The organism is Bacteroidales bacterium, from assembly GCA_013314715.1.
In the GTDB taxonomy this organism is placed as follows: Bacteria; Bacteroidota; Bacteroidia; order Bacteroidales; family GWA2-32-17; genus Ch61.
The window spans coordinates 23,206-40,914 of the sequence record JABUFC010000030.1; the positions used below are offsets into that span (position 1 = coordinate 23,206).

The window sequence follows — 17,709 nt, forward strand, 5'->3', positions numbered from 1 at the left end:
TTATTTTTTGTTATTTTTCTGATACAAACGACGATATATATCACCTACAAAAACCTTAATCTTAGCATAAAAAACAAATCCATTAAAACTCTTTTGAATTTGTGAATTAGCTTTAATATTGTAGTTGTACCCAAAACCTGAACCTATACCAACCCACCAAAATATTTTATAATGACCACTTAAAACCGATTCTAAATTTATAATAGATTCATTATTACATTTTATATGCTTATTATCTATCCAGTATGAAAAATACGATGGACCTACACCTATTTGAAAAGGAAAAGATAACTCCCAATGTTTGTCTTGATATAATATGGGTTCATAAAACGCAGAAATAAAATAATAGGTTAATGGTGATTTAATATTATAAGTTATATTGTCTATAGATAAGGTTTTTAAGTAATATAACTTTGTATATAAGTAGTTAAATCCAATGCCAAATTTATGTTTTTGAAATATTGTAAATCCTATTTTAAAACCATGAATATTATAAAGTTTTTTAACAGAATAATTAAAACGGTTATTAAAATTAAAGTTAATAGAAGTAATAAAGCGACTAGTATCGTAATTTTGTGCTTTAATATTATTAGATAATAATATAATAAATATTATTATAAAATGTTTCATTCAAAAGAACCTTTTGGTAATTTTATTTTTACTCCATTTAATTTGAATTCTTTATCGTTTTTGTATGTAATGGTTAAATAAAGTAAACCGTTTTCGTCCATAAAATACCAGTTTTTTTCTTTTCGTCCCATAACGTAATATCCTTCACACTTTAATTTTCCATTTGGATAATACCATTTATACTTACCATTAGGATATCCTTGTACATAGGTTCCTATTTCAGCTAATTTACCATTGCTATAGATCGATTTCCATATGCTATCTTTAGCTCCTTCTGTATATTTTCCCATTTCGGTAATATCTCCTACTTGATAAATCCAAAAACCTGTACGTTCTCCATCAGAATATTGACCTTTTAAAATAACTTTTCCACTATCGTTGTATTCAATAAATGAACCTTCTTCTTTTCCTAAATCGTAATATTCTTCGCGCCAAATTTGTTTATTTGGATAATACCATACCCATTTACCATCAATTTTACCTTTTTTATATGTTCCCATTTGTTCAATGTTTCCGTCAGGATAATAATAAATCCATGTTCCTGTTGGTAAATTATTTAAATATTTTCCTTTTGCTTTTAATTCATTTGTTTCATAATATATTTTCCATTCACTTTGTTTTCGATCTAACGAATCTACTATACCTTCAGCAATAAGATTTCCGTTATCATCGTATTCTTTAGCAACTATAGCTTTACCTTCTGGATCGTATTCTTTATGTAATCCAACTTTTACACCATTTTTAAAAGCACCATAGTATTTTCTTTTTCCATTTTCATAAAATTCTTCTTTCCAATCTAATACTTCTAAACTATCTTTTATTGAATCGGCTATTAATATGCCTTTTTGATATAATTTTTTAATTAAAAGTTTTCCATTTATATCGAATTCTTTATAAATACCTGTAATAGTATCGTTTTTATAAAAAATTTCTTTTTGAATTTTATCATTTGGATAAAATGTTTTCCAATAGCCTTGTTTTAATCCTTTATCATCTGTTCTGTTTATATATTCACGTTGTATAACAAAGTCGTTAGAGTATTCGATTAAAGTAATTAAATTTCCATTTTCATCAAATTCTTTACTAAGGCCCGATTTTTTTCCGTTTTTATAGTTTACAATTTTTTGGAGTTTATTATTTTTGAAATAATATGATAAACCTTGTTTAATATCATCAATATAGAGTTCTTTAGCTATTAATCCACCATTTTTGTTTCCCAAACTATCGTAAGTCCATTGATATGTATATAAATAGCCGTTTTTTTTATCTTGTTTATAATTGATAATTTGACTTGTATCACCTTTTTCATTAAAAAAAACCCATGTACTATCAAGCATAAAAAATTTTCTATTTCCTTCCGATTTTATTTTTCCATTTGGATAATATGTTTTCCAAAAGCCATCGGGTTTACCATTTCGCATTGTTCCTTCGCTCGATACTTTTCCGTTTTCGTAAAAAAATTGTACAAAACCATCGTTTATAGGTTTGTTTTGTGCGTTTAAAATGATACTTGATATAAGTAGAATTATAAAAACAAAATGTCGCATAATGGTTCAAAAGTAGTCAATTTATTTTGACAATTCTAACATTTTTAAAATTGGCTTTTTTGCTTTTTCAATAATATCTTGTGATAATTTTACCTCGTATGTTTCGTTTTTTAATGAAAGATAAATTTTTTGTAATGTATTTAATTTCATGTATTTACAATCATTACAACCACATGTCGAATCGATTGGTGGAGCTGGTATAAATTTTTTATTGGGACAAGCTTTTATCATTTGATGTAAAATTCCCGATTCAGTTGCTACTATATATTCATTAGCCTTATCATTTTGTACATATTTTAAAAGTGCAGCTGTAGAACCAATAAAATCAGAAATTATTAGAATCGGTTTTTTACATTCTGGATGCGCTATAAGTTTAGCTTTTGGATATTCTTTTTTAAGCTCTAATATTCGTTCTAACGAGAAATCTTCGTGAACATGGCAAGCTCCATCCCAAATAACCATATTTCGACCTGTAAGACTATTAATATAGTTTCCTAAATTTCTATCAGGAGCAAATACTATCGGCTTATCTTTAGGCACACTTTCTACAATTTTAACTGCATTCGATGATGTGCAAATAATATCAGACATAGCCTTTATTTCAGCCGAAGCATTTACATAAGTTATTACAGTATGATTAGGATAATTTTTTAAAAAAGCTTCAAATTGATCGGCAGGTAATGAATCGGCAAGTGAACAACCTGCTTCTTTATCGGGTATCAGAACCTTTTTTTGTGGAGATAAAATTTTTGCTGTTTCTGCCATAAAATATACTCCAGCAAATACAATCATATCTGCATCGGTTTCGGCTGCTTTTTGTGATAATTGTAAGCTGTCGCCAATAAAATCAGCTATATCTTGTATTTCAGGTATTTGGTAGTAATGAGCTAAAATTATTGCATTTTTTTCTTTACGCAGTTTGTTTATATTTTTAACGAATTCTGAATTTTCAACCATAACTTATATTTTAAAAATACAAAATTATAATATTAACTTTAAAAAAATTCATACTTGTGATGATAATGATATACTGTTGATACTGTTTAAAATTTTTTAGCATAAATCGATTATTCACACGAAAAAATATTTTCTTAACATATTTTTAACATTAGCTTTATATGATTTTCAGGATATAATAGAAGTTTATTAACATTGTTAATAATTATAGTGAATTGCCTATTTTTAATATTTTTTAATTAACTTTTTCAATTATGAGCTGTTCAAAATTCACTATTAAATATTTTTAATTTTTTTGTTTAATTGCATAAACTAATTACGTAGCTAAAAATTTTAAAAAGAAAATTAAAGTTTTGAGAAAAAAATAAACAGTTATTAACACTAATGTTAAATTAATGTTAATTCATTAGCTTTCAATAAACTTTATTTTCTAAAAACCACTTTCTAAATTGATAATGAATAAATTTACAATTCACTATCTTTGTCGTTTGGTAACTATACTTGTTAATAAAATGGAAAAAATAGTAATTGCTTCTGATCATGCTGGTTTTGAATTAAAACAACTTATTAAAAAAGAACTAGAAAAATTAAGTTTTGAAGTAGATGATAAAGGATGTTTTTCAACCGAAAGTGTCGATTATCCTGATTATGCCCACAAAGCGGCCAGCGATGTAGATAAAGGTATTGTTAAAAGAGGTATTGTTATATGTGGCAGTGGCAATGGTGTTAATATGACAGTAAATAAATATCAAAATGTACGCTCTGCTTTGTGTTGGAACGAAGAAATTGCACACCTTGCTCGTTTGCACAACGATGCCAATATTATGGCTTTACCTGCACGATTTATTGCTGTAGATGAAGCTATAAAATGTTTACATGCATTTTTAAATACTTCATTCGAAGGAGGAAGACATATCAATAGAATCAATAAAATACCTATTAAACGATAGTTAATAGAGATTTTAAATTTTGGTTATTATTCTTTTTTCAGCAATAATCTGAATGGTGTTGTGGATTAACCAATTCACGATATTTTGCAACTACCTGTTTAAAATCTTCCCAAGCATCGTATTTTAATTTAGGATTTCGAAGCAAAGCTGCTGGATGAAAAGTAGGCATTACTAAACGATGATTCCATTGCATCCATTTACCTCGAACTTGGGTTATTTTTAAATTAGGGTCAATTAGACCATTTAAAGCGGTTGCTCCTAATAAAATTAAGATAATAGGATCAATTAGTTCTATTTGTTTATATAAATAAGGCAAACACATAGCTCGTTCTTCGGGCAGAGGTGCACGATTATTAGGAGGACGACATTTAACAATGTTAGCAATAAAAACATGTTCATTACGCGAAAAACCACAAACCGTTAATATTTTGTCGAGTAATTGACCGCTTCGACCTACAAATGGTCTTCCTTGTAGATCTTCATCGCGACCAGGTCCTTCGCCAATACACATAATTTTTGCCTGAAAATTTCCTTCGCCAAACACAACATGGGTTCGCCCTTTTGCCAATACACATTTTTGGCAGGCTAAAACTTCATTTTTCAAAATTTCTAACTGGCTCATGATGTCATCGAATAAGAGTGTGAATTAAATCAAAAAAAATGAGAAATAAAATTTTAAAATATAAAACAAAATTTTAAAAAGCTTACAAAAAAAGATGTATTTTTAAACCCCGAAAAACCAAATATTAAAATTGTATGAATTCAATAAAAGATGTAAATTTTAAAGGTAAAAAAGTTTTAATTCGTGTCGATTTTAATGTACCCTTAAACCATAATCGTCAAATAATGGATGATACGCGCATACGCGAATCGTTGCCCACTATTTTAAAAGTTTTGAACGATGGAGGTACAGTTATATTAATGTCGCATCTTGGACGTCCTAACGGATATGAACCCGATTATTCGTTAACACCTATTGTGCCTTTACTTTCAAAATTATTAGGTCGTAATGTAATTTTTACACGCGACTTATTTGGACCGAAAACATTCGAAGTATGTGGAAAAATGAAAGCCGGAGAAGTAGCCCTACTCGAGAACCTTCGTTTTTATCCAGAAGAAGAAGCTGGCGACGAAAAATTTGCACAAGAACTAGCTAAATTAGCCGATGTATATATTAACGATGCCTTTGCAACCTCGCATCGAAAACATACTTCAGTTGCTACCATCGTAAAATATTTTAAAGAAAACGCATATTTTGGCTTGTTGCTCGAAAATGAAATTCAAAACCTTGATAAAGTTTTATACGAAGCAGAGCCTCCTTTTACTGCCATCATTGGAGGAGCCAAAGTAAGTACCAAAATAGGCGTTATTAAAAATTTACTGAACAAAGTGGATAACATGATTATAGGCGGTGGTATGGCTTTTACTTTTATTAAAGCATTAGGCGGTAAAGTAGGCGATTCTATTATTGAAGATGATAAAATAGAATTAGCCAAAAGCATAATACAAGAGGTAATGCTTAAAGGAGTTAACTTATATTTACCAACCGATGCGGTTATTGCCAATGGTTTTTCAAACGAAGCGGCTACACAAATTGTTTCGGCCGATAGCATACCCGATGGGTGGATGGGCTTAGATATTGGTCCAAAAACGCGTCGTCGATTTGCTGAAATTATTAATCACTCACAAACCATATTGTGGAATGGTCCGATGGGAGTTTTTGAAATGGAAAATTTCCGTCAGGGAACTAAATCCATTGCTATTGCTGTTGCAAGTGCTACTATATCGGGTTCATTTTCGCTTATTGGTGGCGGCGACTCCGTTGCAGCTATTAACCAGTACAACCTTGCCGACCAAATGAGTTATGTTTCGACCGGTGGTGGTGCTATGCTCGAATACCTCGAAGGAAGAGAATTGCCAGGTATTGCTGCTATTCGAAAAAATAAAGTTGCTGCTGCTCCTAAAAACAATAAGAAAAAAGCATAAAAATTTTTTAAATTATTTTATAAAAATAAGTATATTTACAAATTGTTTAGTACCATAGTTCATTTTGGATTTATTTTAGGTTTATGAATAAGAAACGTTTTTATAAATGGCCTTTCATTAAAAAAGATACCTTAATTATGATAATGTCGGTGTCTTTGTTTAAATTAATAGGACAAAAAAGATATAGTATTAAAATAAAATTATCTTATTTACATAATTTATGTTTTGTAAAAATTAAACAATGTATAATTTTTTAATAAAAAATAATAAGAAATCAATATGACCAAAGAGCAAAAATTTTACAACTCACTGCAAGACATTTTCATTGGTGCTAAAATAGAAGGTCAAGGCGGATTTGTTAATTTGATGAAAATTAAATCAAATTATTATTCGAAGATTGAAAAAATACTTAAAGAAGATATTGAGAAAGCATTAAACCAATATCCAACATTTCGTGAAGAATTATTCGATAAGTTATACACATTTTTTAATCGTTACTTTACCGAAAGCGGTTCAATTTATTTTAATTCAACACCTTTTCACAACAATATTTACGAAAAGGTTTATACTGATGATAAAGATGTAATTTTATTCTGGAAAACTCAAATGCTTTATTATGTAAAAACGGATAGGATATTTAAAAGCATTCCTGTTGAGTTTGATAATTATAAATTTTACTTTGATGCATCAACAATAGAAAACAAAAAAGCCAACGAAAAACGCAGTTTGATATACGAATTAAAGGAAGTAAAAGAAGATAAAACAATAATTTTCAATGTGTATTATTCCGAAAAAGGCAGAGTAACCAAGACCGAAGACATACTCAAGGAGCTAAAGAAAAAAGAGATAAAGCTTGACGAAGAAACCTTAGAAAGAGCATTTCGCATATTTGAAAGGCAAAGTGAAGTAGATTTCTTTATTAACAAAAATGCAAAAGCATTTTTACAAGAACAGTTTAAACTCTGGAGTTATCAGTATTTTTGGGAAGGGGCAAAAGAATGGAGCGCAGATAGAGTAAATGAGTTACAGATCTTAAAAGATATTGCATTTAAGATAATAGATTTTATTAGTCAGTTTGAAGACGAGCTGGTAAAGATATGGAACAAACCGAAGTTTGTGAAAAACTCAAACTATGTGATTACTTTAGATAGAATAAAAGATATACATGTAGTAGAGAAGATATTGAATCATCAAAGCATTCAAGAACAGATAAAGGAGTGGCAAGAGTTAGGTATTGTTGAAGAGAGTTTTGACAAAAATAAAATTATTGAAAATGATGTTTTTGGTAAAAAAGTGAATGCTAAATTCCAATTTTTGCCTATAGATACCAAGTATTTTAAGGATTTAGAATTTGAGATTTTAAATTTGTTTGATGATTTAGACAAATCTTTAGATGGTTGGCTTATCAAGAGTGAAAACTATCAGGCATTGAATACAATATTGCCGAAATTTAAAGAAAAAGTGCAAACGATATATATTGACCCACCGTTTAATTTAGATTCATCTGATCAGTTTTTATATAGAACAAACTACAAAGATGCTAACTGGGCAACATTGCTTGAAAACAGATTAAGAATTGCAAGAGAATGGCTTAATGAAAGAGGAAGTATTTTTGTAAGGTGTGATTACAATGGGAATTGGATTGTAAGATGTTTAATGGATGATATTTTTGATGGAAATTTTATTAACGAGATAGCAGTCGGGAAAACTGCTGGTAAAAAGAAAACTGGCTTAAGTCTTTCATACACAAAGGATAACCTCTTCTTCTATGCGAAAAATCCTGAATATATAATCAACGAAACAATAAAAGAAACTTATGATTATTCATTTTATAAGAAGATTATAAAGATTCTTGAAAAAAATAATTTTAACAATAAAAACAAATTATCTGATATTTTGTTAAATAACCTTTTTTGGGTTGATTTAGATCATCGTCCGGGTGAAAGACAGACAAACAAAAGTAGAAAACTTTTAGGTATTGAGTTCAGTCCTCCGAAAGGAAGGCATTGGATTAAATCTCAAGAAAAATTAGACCAACTTTATAAAGAAGGAAAAGCAAGATTAAAAGATAAAGTTACAGAAAAAATTTATTACAAAGAAAGCGAGTTAAATAGCTTAAAGAATAACGATAACTTAATTATACAAGTATTCCTTGATAATGAAATAATCACGGACAACTGGACAGATATAAATGGTTATTCACAAGCAAGCGGTTTTCAAACAGAAAATTCTGAAATTGTACTTAAGAGATCAATTGAAACAGCGTCAAACAAAACTGATTTAATTCTTGACTTCTTCCTTGGCTCTGGCACTACAATCGCAGTAGCCCACAAGCTCGGCAGAAAATGGATTGGCGTTGAAATGGGAGAGCATTTTTATTCAGTAGTTTTACCGAGAATGAAAAAGGTTTTGTTTTACGATAAATCAGGAATATCAAAAGAAGTAAAGGAATATCAAGGCGGCGGCTTTTTCAAATACTACGAACTTGAACAATACGAAGAAACACTTGCTAATACCGTTTACGAAAATTACGATTTGTTTATTATTGGCGATAAATCACCTTATGAGCAATATGTGTTTATGAAAGACGAAAAAATGCTACGAGCATTCGAAATTGACTACGAAAACAAAAAAGTAAATGTAGATTTGAGTAAATTGTACCAAAACATTGACATTGCGGAAACTTTATCGAACTTAACTGGCAAATGGATAAAGAAAATCACACAAAATCAAGTTGAGTTTCCCGATGGCAGTATTGTCAATATAAAAGATTTGGATTATAAATCGATAAAGCAATTGATTTGGTGGGAGTAGTTATGGAAAAGAAAAAAGAATATAAACTTTTTGAAAGTGGGGCGAACTGGTTAAAAGCAGATTTTCATTTACATTCGCCTTTGGTACATTCTTTTACATTACCTAATGAAATAAATTTAGATAACGATTTAGACAAATTAGTAGAGCTATATATAAATAAGTTATTTGATAAAGAAATTAAGATAGCTACAATTACAGATTATCAACAGGTAAGGAAAGATTTTTTTGAGAAACTACAAACAAAAGCAAGAGAAAAAGCGATTTATATATTTCCAGGAATAGAATTATCAGTAAACTACGGCAAAGGATTGCATATTTTAATTATATTTGAGTATAACGAAGATATAGAAGGGATAAATAGATATATTAATTCCCTTGATCAAAATCCTCAAGAATCTTTAATAAAAAATGATAGGAGTCACCGCGACATAAACTTGCAAAAAGATTTAAAAATAGTTTTAGAAGAAATAAAAGCTAAATTTAATTGCTTAATAATTTATCCACATCCAAATGAAAAAAACGGAATTCTAAATTCTTTCCAACCTAAAGAATCTGCTGAATTATTGAAGTTTGCAGACGCAATTGAATTTATTGGTGAAAATGATAAGAGCAGGCTTATAAGTACTGGGTGTTTAGAAAAATCTTTCTTTGATAATTTTGCTATTATAGAGAATACTGATCCAAAGTCAATAGATGAAATAGGTTCAAAGCAAAGAAATAAGAAAATCAGAACAACCTATTTAAAATTAAGCAGTGTATCTATTAATGCTATTAAGCTTGCATTACACGATCCAACATTACGAGTTATAATTTATGAAAAAAGCGATAAAAATAACGATAGGATATTATCAGTAAAAATTAACGGAACATCGTTTCTGAAAAATGTTAGTTTAGATTTTAACCAAGATTTAAATACACTTATTGGTGGTAGAGGTGTTGGAAAATCAGCTATTTTAGAAGCAATAAGGTATTGTTTAGATTTGCCTATATACTCTGATAAAGCATATAGAGAGGATTTTGTAAAAAATGTTGTAGGAAGTGGTGGCACTATTGAAATTGAAATTGAAAGATTTTTTGGTGAAACCTCAATAAAAGATAAAATTAAAAGAGTAATAAGTCAGTTGCCGGTGGTAGAAGGGAAAAATCTTTCACCTGAAGATTTTTTTGGTGAAAAAATTCCTTTAATTTTAGGTCAAAAAGAATTATATGCCCTTTCGTTAAGAGAAGATTTTCAGCTATTACTAATTGATAACTTAATTGGTGATGTTATAAAAACGGAAGATTTGGAACTGAAAAAGTTGATTGCTGCTCTTGAGGAAAATTCAAGAGAATTGATATCAGAAAAAAAGAAAATTCAAAAAAAGGAAGAATACGAACAAGAACTTAAAACAATAAATGAACATATAAAAACATTTCAGGATCTCGGTGTGGCAGAAAAGATGGCTAAACACACTGAGCTTATACAAGACGAGAAAATATTAATAAATGCAATAGGTAAACTTAAAGACAAAATAAATGAACTTGATCAATCAATACAAGATACTGTTCAAGAAATTGAAAAATACAGTAAATTATTGCAAAATGGTAATAGTGTTGAAAAAAGTTTATTATTAGAAGCTTCAAATGAATTTTTAGGTATAAAAGAATATTTTGAGAAATTGAAAAAAGATTTTGAGATTAAGATAACTGCCTATGAACAAAAATTAGATGATTTGCAAAAAAAATGGCAAGAACAAAAGAAAAATTATGAAACTGAAATAAATAATATAAAACAAGAATTATCTGCAAAGGGGCTTGAACCAGACAAATATGAAACACTTATAAAAAGAAAAACCCAAATTGAGCCAATTATAAATGAATATTCAAAGATTACTTCAAAAATTACAGAATTAGAAAATACACGAAATAACTTAAAAAGTAAAATAAAAGAACAAAGACACAAATTATTTAATATAAGAAAAAATAAATTAGATGAATTAAATCAAAAATTAAATAACAGATTAAAGATTGATATTGAATATTTGAATAACAAAGAAAAATTCAAAGAACAATTTAGTGAACTGCTAAAAGGTTCAGGAATTTCTAAAGATGCAATCAACAACATTATTGAAAAAGATGTAATAGATGGTATAGAAATTTCAAATTATATTTGCTTAGGAAAACAAAAACTTCAGGAAATATTTGGATTCACTGACGCAATGGCTCAAAGATTATTGGAGTGGTTTAAAAATGATGAAAAATTATTTGAACTGGAAACACTTTTCCCTGATGATAAGATATTAATAAAACTAAAAGTAGAAGATACATATAAAGAATTAAGCACTCTTTCAGCTGGTCAAAAAGCAACAGCTCTGTTGATTTTATTATTTGCTCAAGAAAATAGAATACTTATAATAGACCAGCCTGAGGAAGATTTAGATAATAGATTTATATATGAAGATGTAGTGAAAATACTAAGAGAAATTAAAAATAATACACAAATAATTTTAGTTACACACAATGCAAATATCCCAGTATTGGGAGATGCTGAACAGGTTTTTGTTTTAGAAGCATCAAATAATGAGTGCTCCATTATGGATGTTGGATCTATCGATAAAATATCCATTGCTCAAAATATTAAATCAATAATGGAAGGTGGAGAAGAAGCATTCAAACGAAGAATTGAAAAATATGGAGTAAAAATATGAACACTATTGAATTATTAGAACTTATCAACAAAGGTGAAGGATACCACCTTGAATTTAAGCATGAAGAAGAAAACAACGAAGATTTTGCAAAAACTATTGTTTGTTTTGCAAATACCGATGGTGGTAAGATATTGATTGGTGTTGACGACACTGGCAGAACCATTGGAGTTTCAGACATAGATAAGTTAATGTTAAGAATGGATGATATCGCATTAAATCGTTGTGACCCACCGGTTATTATTTTACAAGAATCCATAAATATTGATGGAAAAAATGTTGTAATTGTTAATGTTGAAAAAGGAAGTCAAAGACCTTATAGAACAAAGTCGGGACATTATTATATAAGATCATCCAACCGTTGCCGACAAGCAACAAGAGAGGAATTATTGAGAATATTTCAATCTGCAAAAAGTTTGTTTTATGATGAAATACCAATTAATAACTCTAAATTAACTGACTTAGATATTTCATCTTTTAAGTTTTTTCTTAGAAAATACCTTAATATAGAAACAAATAATGAAGAAAAGATCATAAATTATCTTTGTAATTTTCATTTATTAGAGAAAGAAAGTTTAACACCTACATTTACAGGAATTTTGTTTTTTGCTAATAACCCGCAAAATTTTGTAAGTGAGAGTAGAATTGTTTGTGCAAATATTGAGGGTACAGATATTAGTCAAACAGATCTTGAAACAAAAAATCTGACAGGTAAAATATCTGATATAATTAATAATGTTGAAATTTTTTTCAAATTATCCCTTCGCAATAAACATAGAATAAAAGATTTTCAACCAGAATCAGAATATGAAATTCCGCTCACTGCTTTAAGAGAAGCCATTGTAAATGCTATTGCTCATAGAGATTATACAATAAACGCCCCAATACGAGTTTTAATTTTTACCAATAGAGTGGAAATTCGTAGCCCTGGTAGACTACCTAATACGGTAACAGTTGAAAGCATAAAAGTAGGCGGTTCTCATGTATTAAGAAATCCAACCATTTACAATATGCTTTTGAAAATGGGTTTGGTGACCGATTTAGGGAGCGGTGTAAGAAGAATAATTAAATTGGTTAAGGAACACTTAAATAAAGATGTAGAATTCGAAAATACAGAAAATGAATTTATCATTAAAATACCGAGAAAAACGGAATGAAAGAGAGGAAAAAAGATTTTGACCATAAATTAATAAAACTTTTAATTTGGTGGGAGTGAAATGAAAATAGAATATCAATACATAGAATCGGATTTTAAAGATTATAAAGGTGTTTCATTCTCTGATATCGAATATAAAGAACTTTTAAAAAATGAAGTGAAAGATAAATTACTCGATACACCGCAAAGAAATGAAATGGTATCAACTCTTGAAGGACTAAAATCAGAAACAGGCTTTGAAGGATCAGAAACCTTATTGGCTGATATACAATATTTGCAAAATCGTTCAGTAGATGTACAAGATTTTAGAATTGGCGAGGCGTTTGCTGAAGTTTGTTTGGAAAAACATTTTAATTGTCGTTTTTATTGGAATGAACTTAGAGATGCACGAAATCCAAAAGGGAATAAAACAGGTGCAGATTTAGTGGGATTTATAGAAATAGGTAATGAAATATTGTTTTTATTTGGAGAAGTTAAAACATCTTCCGAGCAAAAGAGCCCACCACAAGTAATGACTAATCCAACGGGTATAGAAAATCAATTAAAAGATTTATATAAAGACAAAAATAAGAGAATAAATTTGATCAGTTACATTCAAAACAAGATAAGTTTGAGTAATAATTTAAATTTTAAGGAAAATTTTGCTAATGCGATAAGAAGCTATTATCAACCGAATGGGAGTAAGTATTTATTATATGGTGTGTTGGTAAGGGATACAGGCGTAAACGTAGATGATATAAAACAGAGTTATGACAAATTGAAACAACAAGTACTTAATCCAATAGGTTTAAGGTTATTGGCAATTTATGTTTCAATACCTAAAAATCAGTGGTTAAAAATTATAAACGGTGATGAGAATGTTGGCAACTGATAAGTATAAAATACTTGAAAAATATTTCCCCGATTTACTTCAGGGAATTTCAGAAATAATTCAAAAAGGTAAATTATCCAAGAGATTTAATACATTGCTATTAGATGCAAATAAAAAAACCGAGCTAATTAAAGCAAAAGAACTTTGTGAATTAAAAATATTAGAATTATGGCATAATCAAGATGATGAAAAATTTAAAATATTATGTTCAGTTTATTTTGATATATCAACATTATTAAACTTTGACATAAAGACAGAAGAAGACATTTACGAGGTTATAAAATTAATTTCTTTGGGATATTTGGGTGAACATTCACATTTTGTAAAAGATTTTTTGAATCTACAAAAACAAAAAATAGAAGATTTAATTGTTACAGATAAATGGAATAGTCGTTTATTAAACAATATCTTTAAAGTTATAGTAAGTTTAGTTATAAAAAAATCCTGGAAAGATATTTCACAAGCAATTGAGTTAATCAATGAATTACGAAACGAGCAAAAAGAATTTGAAGAAAATTATTTAAATCAATTAGGAGAAGAAGGTCGACCATATGGAGCGGCAGAGCTTGTATCTCTTTATCACTTTGCCAAAACATCAGAAATATTAGGTCAATATCTATTAGAAGGGAAAACGCCAAACAATGATTTTGATATTGAGAATAAAGTAAAATACCTTATTGGAATAGCAAAAGAATTTGCCAATGCTTCTGCTAATATGATGCTTGAGTTGTTGTATCAATATTTCGAAGCATTTAGCATTAAGCTAATCAAGAATACAATATGGTATAATTTAACAGGAATAAATCATTGGGTGAGCGAGTTTAATAAGTTTATTAAAAAACGAGAAAATCATCCTATTTATGAATTGTTATATCCCCAAAAAGAGGCAATTTCAAAAGGGCAATTACTAAATCCATCTTATAGATCTATTGTAATAAATTTGCCTACTTCAAGCGGCAAAACATTAATTGCGGAATATAAGATTTTACAAGCATTAAATGAATTTAAAGAACGGGGTGGATGGGTAGCATATATAGTACCCACAAAAGCGCTTGTAAACCAAATATATGTTCGTTTAAATCAAGATTTAAGTGAAATTGGATTAAAAGTTGAAAAAGCTAGCGGTGTTGCAGAAATAGACGGGTTTGAATCATATTTAGTTGAAAATAAAGGAGATAATACAGATTTTGATATTTTAGTTACAACTTATGAAAAACTGAATCTTTTAATTAGACAAGGACTTGGAACTACGGAAAAAAGACCGCTTGTTCTTACAGTTGTGGACGAAGCTCATAACATCGAAGAAAATCAAAGAGGTATTGCATTAGAATTGTTATTAGCAACAATTAAAAATGATTGTAGAGAAGTAAATTTTTTGCTTTTGACACCAGATATTCCAAATGCTAAGCAAATAGCTGAATGGCTTGGAGGTGAAAGAGGTAAAGAACTAAATGTTGAATTTGATTGGTGGCAACCTAACGAAAGAGTGGTAGGGGCATTACAGATAGATGGAAGAGGTAAAAAATTTGATATATACTTACAAACACTAAATACTATTAAAGGTACATATCAAATTTCAGAAAAAATACCATTAATTTCTTCTAGCAATATCGAAAATTTAAATGAAAATAGATCAAATATTTCTGCTTCAAAATTAAAGTTAGTCAAATTTGTAGGTAGAAATATTTTAGATATTAACAACCCGTTTATCATTTTATCAAATAGTATAAATGATACTTACACGATTGCTGATTATTTATGTGAGAACTGTGATCAAAATTTTGAAGTAGATGAGGATATTCAATTAATGAAAAAGTTTATTCAGACAGAAGTTGATGAAAATTTTCCGTTAGTAAAATATTTAGATAAACGAATAGCCATTCATAGCTCTGCAATACCAGATGAAATAAGACAATTAATAGAATTGCTAATGGTGGAAGGAAAATTACAAGTATTAGTCGCAACAACTACTATTGCTCAGGGCATTAATTTTCCTGTTTCTGCTGTAATAATGGGATCTTATAATTATCCTTTTTTAGGATCAATGCCTCCTCGTGATTTTTGGAACCTTGCAGGTAGAGTAGGTAGAATTGGACAACAATCTATGGGCTGGGTCGGGATCGCTTGCAGAAATGAAAACGATACAAGAGAAGTATCTCAATATGTTCAAGAAGCTTCAAAAGATTTATTGTCAAAATTGGAAGAAGCTATTGAGGTTGTAATTCAAAATGAAAACGAAGATTTTTCAAGATGGCTTTATAAAGACGAACGTTGGTCTTCTATTTTACAATACATCTCTCATTTAAGATGTCAAATCAGTGATTTAAACGAATTTATTAATCATCTGGAAGAAAAATTACAAGCTACTTTGGGCTTTAGACAAATGGATGAAAACAAAAAAAGATTTTTAATTACAAAACTAAGAGAATATGCAAATAATCTTTCCTTGGAAGATGCGCAAAGAGCTGATTCAACGGGTTTTTCTACTGTTTCTGTAAGGCAAATCATTTCTAAATTATCTGTTTCAAATATTTCACCGAATGATTGGAAGAAAGAACAACTTTTTTCGGAGGATAATAAAACAATGCAAAAACTTGTAGGTATAATGCTAAATACCTATGAAATTAGGAAATCCCTAGAAGAAATTAAGATTGGAGAAAGAGTTTTAGATCAAAGTAGTATTTCTAAATTATTAGTAAATTGGGTTAATGGCGAGAATATCTCGCAGATAGCCAATTTAATATTCCCTAATTATGAAGATAAGAAAAAAGCAATTGAATTAACAACAAAATGGATTTACAAAGCCATAACCAATATGGCTAGTTGGGGAATATCTGCAATACAGAAGATGCCTACCAGCGGTATTGACTGGGATTATCTTTCAGAACTAGAAAAGAAAAAGATAATGAATATTCCTGCTTATATTTTGTATGGAGTAAATACAGATGAAGGAGTGTTGATGAGAAAAGCAAATGTGCCACGAAGTATAGCAAATAACTTGGGAACAGTATATAAACAACAATTTGGTGATGAAATTTATAATTCTAAGACATCTCAAGTTATCGAATGGTTAAATTCTCAAAAAATTGATGTCTGGAAAAAAGTTTTACCTGCAAATTCAAAGCTATCTGGTGAAGAGTATTTTAAAATATGGAAAAAATTAAATTACAATTATTAGAACCTTTAATTTGTTGGGAGTAGTATGAACAAGAAATTAGCCAAATTGCCACCAGTGATAAATGTAGAAACGGCAAACATTTTAAAACATAATTCAAGAGCTATGTATAGCTTAGGTCGTTTGAATGGTATAGCACAAACTATTCCCAATCAAGCTATTTTAATTAATACATTACCACTCTTAGAAGCAAAAGAAAGTTCTGCAATTGAGAATATCATTACTACGCATGATGAATTATACAAAGAATCTTTATTTGAAAATATTATTTCTAATCCAGCTGTTAAAGAAATACAAAATTATAATATTGCAATAAAAGAAGGTTTTAAAATTGTTACTAATAATCAATTTTTATCAATCAATCATATTATAGAATTACAATCTTTAATTGTTAAAAACAAGGCAGGTATAAGAAAACTACCTGGCACAGTTTTAAAGAATGAGCAAACTGGTCAAATTGTATATACACCACCACAGGATTATAATGAAATAATGTTATTACTCGACAATCTTGAAAAATTCATAAACGATGATACCTTCTTTGATGCCGAACTTTTAGTTAAAATGGCTCTAATCCATTATCAATTTGAATCAATTCATCCTTTTTATGATGGAAATGGAAGGATAGGAAGAATCATAAATGTGTTGTATCTGATTTTGAAAGGTTTGTTAAATCTTCCAATTTTATATTTGAGTAGGTATATTATTAAAAACAAAACCGATTATTATCGTTTGCTTCAAGAAGTAAGAGAAAATAATTCTTGGGAAGATTGGATTGTTTTTATCCTCAAAGGTGTTGAAGAAACATCAGAATTTACAATTAAACTTATAGAAAACATTAAAACTTTAATGCAAGAATATAAACATAAAATTAGAAATAATTTTAATTTTTATTCGCAAGATTTACTAAATAATTTGTTTTCTCATCCTTACACTAAA

Annotated in this window: 12 protein-coding genes; 8 read left to right on the forward strand and 4 right to left on the reverse strand. The window is 28.9% G+C overall.

All coding sequences use genetic code 11. From position 1 onward, the window contains the following. The 3 genes from HPY79_08240 to nadA are packed head-to-tail and all read right to left on the reverse strand — an operon-like array spanning position 1 to position 3,134. On the reverse strand, positions 1-630 hold the full coding sequence (locus HPY79_08240; GenBank protein NSW45787.1) for a hypothetical protein: 630 nt from the start codon (positions 628-630) through the stop codon (positions 1-3). After that, a complete protein-coding gene (locus HPY79_08245) occupies positions 627-2,177 on the reverse strand; it encodes a hypothetical protein (protein ID NSW45788.1) in 1,551 nt (516 codons plus the stop codon). Before HPY79_08245 ends, HPY79_08240 begins: the two co-directional genes overlap by 4 nt. Before the next feature lie 21 nt (positions 2,178-2,198). Further along, a complete protein-coding gene (gene nadA / locus HPY79_08250) occupies positions 2,199-3,134 on the reverse strand; it encodes a quinolinate synthase NadA (protein ID NSW45789.1) in 936 nt (311 codons plus the stop codon). A gap of 512 nt (positions 3,135-3,646) precedes the next feature. Here nadA and rpiB point away from each other — a divergent pair. Continuing rightward, the gene (gene rpiB, locus HPY79_08255) at positions 3,647-4,084 is read left to right on the forward strand and encodes a ribose 5-phosphate isomerase B (protein NSW45790.1); all 438 of its coding nucleotides are present in this window, start codon (positions 3,647-3,649) and stop codon (positions 4,082-4,084) included. A 37-nt stretch (positions 4,085-4,121) separates the two neighbouring features. On the opposite strand, the gene HPY79_08260 is transcribed toward rpiB, so the two are convergent. Further along, positions 4,122-4,706 carry a uracil-DNA glycosylase gene (locus tag HPY79_08260; protein NSW45791.1) on the reverse strand — a complete coding sequence of 195 codons (585 nt, stop codon included), beginning with the start codon at positions 4,704-4,706 and terminating at the stop codon, positions 4,122-4,124. 134 nt (positions 4,707-4,840) lie between these two features. Between HPY79_08260 and HPY79_08265 the strand changes: the two genes are divergently transcribed. The 7 genes from HPY79_08265 to HPY79_08295 all read left to right on the forward strand — a co-directional run. Continuing rightward, a complete protein-coding gene (locus HPY79_08265; GenBank protein ID NSW45792.1) occupies positions 4,841-6,070 on the forward strand; it encodes a phosphoglycerate kinase in 1,230 nt (409 codons plus the stop codon). Between the two features lie 279 nt (positions 6,071-6,349). Next, a complete protein-coding gene (locus tag HPY79_08270) occupies positions 6,350-8,884 on the forward strand; it encodes a site-specific DNA-methyltransferase (protein NSW45793.1) in 2,535 nt (844 codons plus the stop codon). Further along, entirely contained in the window at positions 8,872-11,571 is a 2,700-nt protein-coding gene (locus HPY79_08275; GenBank protein ID NSW45794.1) for an AAA family ATPase, read from the forward strand. Before HPY79_08270 ends, HPY79_08275 begins: the two co-directional genes overlap by 13 nt. Continuing rightward, a complete protein-coding gene (locus HPY79_08280; protein ID NSW45795.1) occupies positions 11,568-12,725 on the forward strand; it encodes a putative DNA binding domain-containing protein in 1,158 nt (385 codons plus the stop codon). The genes HPY79_08275 and HPY79_08280 overlap by 4 nt, the downstream gene beginning before the upstream one ends. A 60-nt stretch (positions 12,726-12,785) precedes the next feature. Continuing rightward, positions 12,786-13,595 carry a hypothetical protein gene (locus tag HPY79_08285; protein NSW45796.1) on the forward strand — a complete coding sequence of 270 codons (810 nt, stop codon included), beginning with the start codon at positions 12,786-12,788 and terminating at the stop codon, positions 13,593-13,595. After that, the gene (locus HPY79_08290; GenBank protein ID NSW45797.1) at positions 13,582-16,773 is read left to right on the forward strand and encodes a DEAD/DEAH box helicase; all 3,192 of its coding nucleotides are present in this window, start codon (positions 13,582-13,584) and stop codon (positions 16,771-16,773) included. Before HPY79_08285 ends, HPY79_08290 begins: the two co-directional genes overlap by 14 nt. Positions 16,774-16,797: 24 nt before the next feature. Beyond that, positions 16,798-17,709, forward strand: a 912-nt coding sequence (locus HPY79_08295; protein ID NSW45798.1) for a Fic family protein, incomplete at its 3' end; no start/stop codon positions are given.